Origin of the sequence: Geodermatophilus chilensis, from assembly GCF_002802985.1 — a bacterium.
Lineage (GTDB): Bacteria > Actinomycetota > Actinomycetes > Mycobacteriales > Geodermatophilaceae > Geodermatophilus > Geodermatophilus chilensis.
Window position 1 is genome coordinate 21,956 of the sequence record NZ_NVPT01000065.1, and the last position, 6,863, is coordinate 28,818.

General features: G+C 68.8%; 5 protein-coding genes and 1 pseudogene. 1 reads left to right on the top strand and 5 read right to left on the bottom strand.

Annotated features, from left to right (window positions below):
* Window positions 1-125: 125 nt before the first annotated feature.
* Window positions 126-2,276, bottom strand: a complete 2,151-nt coding sequence (locus tag CNO22_RS12765; RefSeq protein ID WP_100499731.1) for an AfsR/SARP family transcriptional regulator — start codon at window positions 2,274-2,276, stop codon at window positions 126-128.
* A 1,359-nt stretch (window positions 2,277-3,635) separates the two neighbouring features.
* Here CNO22_RS12765 and CNO22_RS12770 point away from each other — a divergent pair.
* A pseudogene (locus CNO22_RS12770) lies at window positions 3,636-4,040 on the top strand (IS30 family transposase); the annotation flags it as partial.
* On the opposite strand, the gene CNO22_RS12775 reads toward CNO22_RS12770, so the two are convergent.
* The 4 genes from CNO22_RS12775 to CNO22_RS12790 form a co-directional block, all read right to left on the bottom strand.
* Window positions 3,961-4,671: a DDE-type integrase/transposase/recombinase gene (locus tag CNO22_RS12775; protein ID WP_100499732.1), complete on the bottom strand. Its 711-nt coding sequence runs from the start codon at window positions 4,669-4,671 to the stop codon at window positions 3,961-3,963. The pseudogene CNO22_RS12770 and the gene CNO22_RS12775 overlap by 80 nt on opposite strands.
* Window positions 4,668-4,961: a transposase gene (locus CNO22_RS28340; protein ID WP_198588294.1), complete on the bottom strand. Its 294-nt coding sequence runs from the start codon at window positions 4,959-4,961 to the stop codon at window positions 4,668-4,670. The genes CNO22_RS12775 and CNO22_RS28340 overlap by 4 nt, the downstream gene beginning before the upstream one ends.
* A gap of 251 nt (window positions 4,962-5,212) precedes the next feature.
* Entirely contained in the window at window positions 5,213-5,638 is a 426-nt protein-coding gene (locus CNO22_RS12785) for an SRPBCC family protein (RefSeq protein WP_100499733.1), read from the bottom strand.
* Between the two features lie 135 nt (window positions 5,639-5,773).
* Window positions 5,774-6,592, bottom strand: coding sequence for a transposase (locus CNO22_RS12790; protein WP_198588295.1), 819 nt, complete (start codon window positions 6,590-6,592; stop codon window positions 5,774-5,776).
* Between the last annotated feature and the right edge of the window lie 271 nt (window positions 6,593-6,863).

The following is a 6,863-nucleotide window of genomic DNA, read 5'->3' on the forward strand; positions in this document are numbered from 1 at the left end:
CGACCCGTCGTGGCGGGAGATGAATCCTCTGTCGGATCTGGCGATTGCGTGCAGGCCGCGGGACCCTCCCGACAGCAACGGCGACCTCGCGACCACCACGGTGACGGAACCATCGAAGGGCAACCTCAGCCGTGGGCTGTCGCCCACCGTCTCGTCACGGGTGTGGTGGTCGTGGCAGCAGATTCCACGTGGTCTCCTCGGAATATCGGTACCGGTTCGATGGGCACCGCCGACTGCCACGCAGGTGACACTCCGACTCCACCGCCCGACCGGCTATGCAGCAGAGCCTGCCTGCCACGGCCATCGACGCTGCCTTGATCGCGCATCCGCCATGCATCAGCCCTGTGCTGCAAAATCCCCGGTCCGACTGCATCAACCGCTGGGCTCCAGCCCCTCACAGCCGACACCGGGCGACTGTGCGAGTGCGTTCCGCGTGCGGCTGCGGAGGTCCAGCCCCTCGCCACCTTGATACGGGCGTGCTCCCGAAGCAGGTCGTGCAACTGGTAATGGCCCGCCATCCGTTGCATGACCATGTGGACGTCGAAAAGTTCCTCCAGCAGCCGATCCGCCTCTGACACGGAAATGTCCATCAAGCTGGCGGCCGTGCTGGCGTCGAACTCCTCGCCGGGTCGGGTGGCACAGCCGAGCCTGCAGAACAGCCGGCGCTGTTCGGCCGACAGGCTCCGGTACGACACCTCGAAAGGAACAGCCACGCTGCGGTCGCCGAGGGACAGTTCGGCAAGCCGACGGCGCTCGTCGCGCAGGCGGAGAATCAGGTGGTTGAGCGACCAGGCCGGACGGCTGTGGAAGCGCGACGCGGCAATGCTTATGGCCAACGGCAGGTATCCGCACAGGGCGACGATCTCGGCGACCGTGTCCGGGTGGTCCTCGGTGCGGTCGACACCGGCGATCTTGGTGAACAGCGTGACCGCGTCCGCGGTGGAGAACACGTCGAGCGAACGGGACGTCACCCCCTCGAGGCCGGCGAGTCGCCGCTGGCTCGTGATGATCACGTGCGCCTTTCCCGTGCCGGGCAGAAGCGGGCGGATCTGCTTGGCGTCAAGGGCGTTGTCCAGCACCAGCAGGATCCGGCGCTCCGCGAGCTCAGCACGCCAGCGCGCGGCCCGTTGCCTGCTGTCCCGGGGTATCTGCGCCGGCGAGAGCCCGAAGTCCAGCAGCAGCCGTTCCAGTGCGGCGTCGGGCTCCAGCGGAGCCCGCCCGTACGTATGCCCGTCGAGATCGATGAAGAGCTGCCCCTCGGGATACCGGTGCGCCAGTTGATGGGCGAGCCGAACGGCCAGCGTGGTCTTGCCGACACCGGCCATGCCGTCAAGAGCGACGATGCCGAGTGTGGTCCCGCCGGCCGAACGGGACGTGTTCATCAGAGACTGCAACTCGGCCACGCGGCCGCTGAAATGCGCCGTGTCGTAGGGAAGGAAGAAGCGGTTGGTGGCCGCACCGGCGAAGTGTGTCGGCGTGACGACCTGATGACTGTCGCGTCCCGGAACCGCGCTGGCGAGCCGGGGTCTTTGTTCCGGCCGCGGGAGATCATCTCGCAGAATCCGCTCGTAGAGCTCGCGCAAACCGACGCTGGGGTCAACGCCGATCTCGTCTCTCAGCAGCCGTCTGCCCTCCTCGTACACGTTCAGCGCGTCCGCCTTGCGCCCGCTGCGGTACAAAGAAAGGATCAACAGCCTGCGGATTTCCTCCCGCAGCGGGTTCTGGGACACCAGCTCTCGAAGCCGGGGCACCAGCGCCGCGGCGTCTCCCCCATCCAGACGCAACCCCAAAAGCTGTTCGGCCGCGGCCAGGCGCTTCTCCTCGAGCGTCGCGGCGACGATGTCGAGGACGTGGCTGTTCAGACCAGAGAGTGCGGGCCCTTCCCAGAGGGCAAGGGCTTCCTCGAGAAGTTCTACGGCCGCCGTCGTACGGCCACCGGTCGCGGCCGCAGAGGCGCGGGCGATCATCATGGTGAACCGGTGGACGTCGACGTCCTGGGGCTCGACCTGTATGCGATATCCGGGGCCGTCCTTGACGACGATGTGCTTCGCCGACGCAAGGCTTCGTCTGAGCGCGGCAACGGCGTTGTGGAGCTGCCTGTTCGCAGTCGCCGGCGGCTCGCCATCCCACATGGCTTCGAGGAGCCGGCTGGCGCTGACCACCCTGTTCGCGTCGAGCAGCAGCATGACCATGAGCCTCTGCTGTCGTAGCCCGCCGAGGTCAACCCGTTCCCCATCCAGCTGGACTTTGAGTGTGCCGAGCAACTGGAAGTACACTGATCCTCCTTCGAATGCGGGCACCACTTCGCACAGGCGTATTCGTTTGCCGAGCCGGACCTGATCAGTTCCGGTGACCGTCCCGACGGGGCAGCCTCAACGATCAGATCCGCAGACGACCCATTCACCCGGGCCCGGGACCGCGTGATCCGGCCGTCAGTCGACTCTGCGGGGAGATGCGGCTCGCCCTTGTGAGCGAGCTCGGCGTCGCCACCACGTGGGGACGGCGAGACACCGCACGAGCGTCGTCGTCGATCAGCAAGCGTCACGGGTTCCTTGCTCGTGTGCTGTCGTTACACCGGAGATGAGCCCGAGGGAGCCGGTGCTGATACGCGGCACCGACATGGCGAACCGCGCAGGTCGCGACTCGTAACGCGGTGTAACTGTCGCGTGATGCTCTGTGGTGTGCTGATTACGCCGTGAGCAGGGCAGCCCTGTCGATCTCGTCGCCGGCCGGCGCCCGGGGGTGTGCACGGCGGTGGGCTACGGACGGGGCAACCTTTGAAGCGCCGCCTGGCTCACGGCGCTGAGGGCCCTCGACGACCTCGGGTGGAGCGGCGGACCCGACGAGACCCTGGACCTGGTCGCCGCGGGGCACGACCGCTTCCACCACCACAGGTCCCACGGCACAAGCCGTGGCGTGGACCAACGAACGATGAAGACGTGTCTCCGACCGGACACCGCCGATTGCAGCCAGGCGGGGGTGGGCAGTTCGGACCGCGACAACCGAAGCCGGAGCAGTTCGGGGCCTGACCCGGTGTCCACCGGGTCAGGCTCCGAACGAGCGATGCTCATGATGAGGCGGTGACCATGTCCGCCGAGGAGGCGCTGGCTGCCGCCGCTGCGCTGGGCGCGTACAGCGCGGTCGACCCGTTGCCCTCGCCGGGCTGGGTGAGCTGGACGCGGCTGATCGAGGATCCGGCCGTCCTCGATCAGCGCGTCACCGAGGTCGAGCGGATGCTCGCAGCCGGGCCCGCGTCGCCGTCGGTCGACCCACGTGTGGCCCCCTCGATCGTCCACCTCGGGCTGATGGCCCGGCTGCTGTCGCCGATCCTTGGAGCCGCCCTGGTCGCCTGGGTCCTGCCGACCTGTCCGCCCGGCCGGGTGCACCTGCGGCTGGCCGGCAGCAATCCGCTTGCGCTGGCACTGACCGGCCCCGAGGCGGTCGCGGCGCCCGATCCGGACGCCGTCGCCGACGCACTCGCCGCGCACTGGCTCAGCCCGGCCGTGGGACCCCTGACGGATGCGGTGTGCGAGCGCTTCGGCCTCTCCCGGCACGTCCTGACCGGCAACACTGCCTCTGCGGCCGCCGGGGCGCTACGGGTGGCCGGCACGGCACGGCCCGAGCTCGCCGGGCGAGGTTACGGACTCGCGCCGCCTGTCAAAAACGGACCGGCGCTCTCCGGCTATGGAGCAAAGTCGGTTCGGGAAGCAATCGAGTCAACAATGACGAACCTGCCCGCGCAGCTCAGGAGATCAATCACCTGGGACCGCGGCAAGGAGATGGCGCAACATGCCACGTTGAAGATTGATACCGGTATTCAGGTGTTCTTCGCCGATCCGCACAGCCCTTGGCAACGCGGCACGAACGAGAACACGAACGGCCTCTTGCGGCAGTACTTCCCGAAGGGAACCGAGTTGACCCGCTGGAGTCGAGCGGACCTGGACGCCGTCGCGGCCACCCTCAACAGTCGACCCCGGAAAGCCCTCGGGTGGAGGACACCAGCCGAGGCCCTCGAGCAGCACCTACGATCACTTCAATAGGGTGGTGTTGCGAGGACCGGTTGAGTCCGGTTTGCGATCCGCGGTCTGAGTGCACGATGCAGCCGGCGACCTCGGCGCCGTCGGCGGCCCGCCGGGCGACGGCGTTGTCGATCGCGGTGACGGCCAACCGGGACTTCATCCGATCCCCGATGGAGTAGCCGACGATCCGGTTGGAGTGCACGTCCTTGACCGCGCACAGGTAGAGCTTGCCCTCGGCAGTGCGGTGCTCGGTGATGTCGGTCAACCACAGCTGATTGGGTGCTGACGCGGCGAACACCCGGTTGACCCGGTCGTCGTGCACGGGAGGTCCAGGCCGACCGCCCTTGCCTCGGCGGGGCTTGCCGAACGCGCTCCACCACCGGTTGGCCGCGCAGATCGCCCAGGCGGTGCGCGCTGCCATCGGCTGCCCGCTCGCGCTGGCCTCGTCGACGAGGAATCGGTAGCCAAATTCGGGGTCCTCACGATGGGCGTCGAACAGCGCGTTGGCTCGATAGGCGCGGACCAGTTCGCTGCTCGTGATTGGGGCGGCCAGCCACCGGTAGTAGGGCTGGCGGGCGAGCTTGAGAACCCGGCACGTCACCGCGACGGGGACGCCGTCGGCGGCGAGCTCACGGACGAGCGGGTAGATCATTTTCCCGGCAGGTTCGCCTGCGACAGGTAGGCCGCAGCCCGGCGCAGGACTTCGTTCTCCTGCTCCAGTAGCCGGATTCGCTTGCGGGCCTCGCGTAGGTCGGCGTTCTCGGCCGCGGTGGATCCGGGCTTGACGCCGTCTTCGACATCGGCGGCCTTCATCCAGTTCGTCAGGCACGACTCGCTGATCCCGAAGTCGGCCGCGATCTGCTTCAGGTGCTGGCCCGGCTCACGGTTGCGGGCCACGTTCACGACGTCGTCGCGGAACTCCTTGGGGTAGGGCTTGGGCACGGTGAACATCCTTCCAGCGGCGCCTGTCGGCACCACAGATCAGATGTCACCTCCCCGTGCAGCAGTCCCGTAGGCCCGGAGCCGGGCTGGACATAGAGGACCACCCCGGGTCTCGGAATACGTTGTAATGGGTTACTGGAGGCTCGTGTGCAGCACTCGGCGGCACGGCTGAACGACGACGAGGCCAGCGTGGAGGTCCTTCTGGCCTGACGGGACGGTTGGCCGTGGGGGACTTGAGCACCGGCCGGACGTCACACGCGTCTCTCGCTCCTGGCCTTGATCCCCTCGGCTTCGGCGGTCAGGTAGCGATCGGTGAGGCGGCGGTAGAACCGTCCCATCACCGCGCCCACGGGCCCGGCCTGCTCCACCGCCAGTGTCACGCGCGTGCCCCCGGTGCCGAGTTCCTCGAGCAGGTGCCGAGCGGTGGTGCGGACGCCCGGGCCGGTGGCCATCCAGGTGAACGAGCGGCTCGGCTCGAGCTCGGTCACCACGTACTCGGTCGGAGGAATCCGGGGCTGCTCCACCCGGACCCGGGACCCGACGGCGAGCGGCCCGTCGTCGAGGCGTCCCACCGAGGTCACCGTCGGCGCCCACTCCGGCCACCGCTCGACCTCGCGCAGCACCTCCCAAACCCGCTGGATCGGGGCCTCGACGTCGATCCTGGTGCTCTGCTCCACCAGGCCATCCTGCTCCTGGTCGCTACTGGAGATGCACCAAGATCATGTGCCACACAGACCCGTGAATGGGTGAGCTGCAGGCGCGCGTCAGCGCGGGGCGGGCGCAGCCCGCCCTCCAGTTCTTCTGCAGTTGGGTCAGGCAGCCGGGTCGAGGACGACGGTGTGGCCAAGTCGTTCGAGCTGGGCGACCAGCCGGCGGGTGTGGGCCTCGTCGTTACGGCGGGCCAGCCAGTCCGCGCCCAGGTCGGCATAGGGCTCGTCCCGCTGCAACATGTAGTAGGCCGAGACCAGGATGGAGTGCGCGACCGCGACCTGGGCGCGGCCCATGCCGCGGCGAGCGGTGAGCCGGGCGTGCTGGGCGGCCAGGTAGTTGGCGCCGTGCATCCGCCCCACCGAGCCGGCCGCCTCGACCAGCATCGCGGTCAGCCACTTGTTGCCGTGCCGGGCACCGACCGGAGTGCGCTTGCCGGCCGACTCGTGCACCCCGGGTGCCACGCCGGCCCAGGCGGCCAGATGTGCGGCGGAAGGAAAGCGGGACATGTCCCCGCCGGTCTCGGCGAGGATCACCTGCGCGACCTTCTCCCCGACCCCGGGGATCGTCTGCAGCAGCTCCAGCTGGTGCTGCCACGGCCGGCAGGCGGTGGCGATGACCTCGTCCAGCTCGGCCAGCGCGGCCTCAACCAGCTCCAACCGATGCAGGATCGCCCGGGCCAGCCGGGCGTGGTGGGCGTCGAAGGAGCCGATCAGCGCCTCGGTCAACTGCGGGATCTTGGCGCGCATCCTGCCCTTGGCCAAATCGGCCAGCACCCGCGGATCGCGCTCTCCGTCGATCATCGCGGTGAGCATCGCCCGCGCGGAGACCGTCGTCAGGCTGGAGGCCACCGCCGAGAGCTTGATGCTGGCGTCCGTGCGCCACGAGGCGCTGATGTTCGAGTGGAGGTGAGAGACCGCCACCGCTGACCCTGTCGTGGCAGGGCGGTGTAGCTGAGGGCAGCCCGCCCCGGAAGGTGCCGGGTGCGGGTGGGAGCCAGGGCGGAGGCAAAGTCGTAGAGCGCGCGGCTGACCTGTGGGTTTAGGGCGGACACGGGTCTTGTGGTGATCTGAGGTTGTCTACGCCATCGATCGCCAGCGAGAGGGCCCGTGCCCGCGACCTCATCTTCCCCGACTGCCCTGCTCGATGCCGCCACCGCCGCCGAGGTGCCGGCCCGGCCGCTGTCGGCGGCCG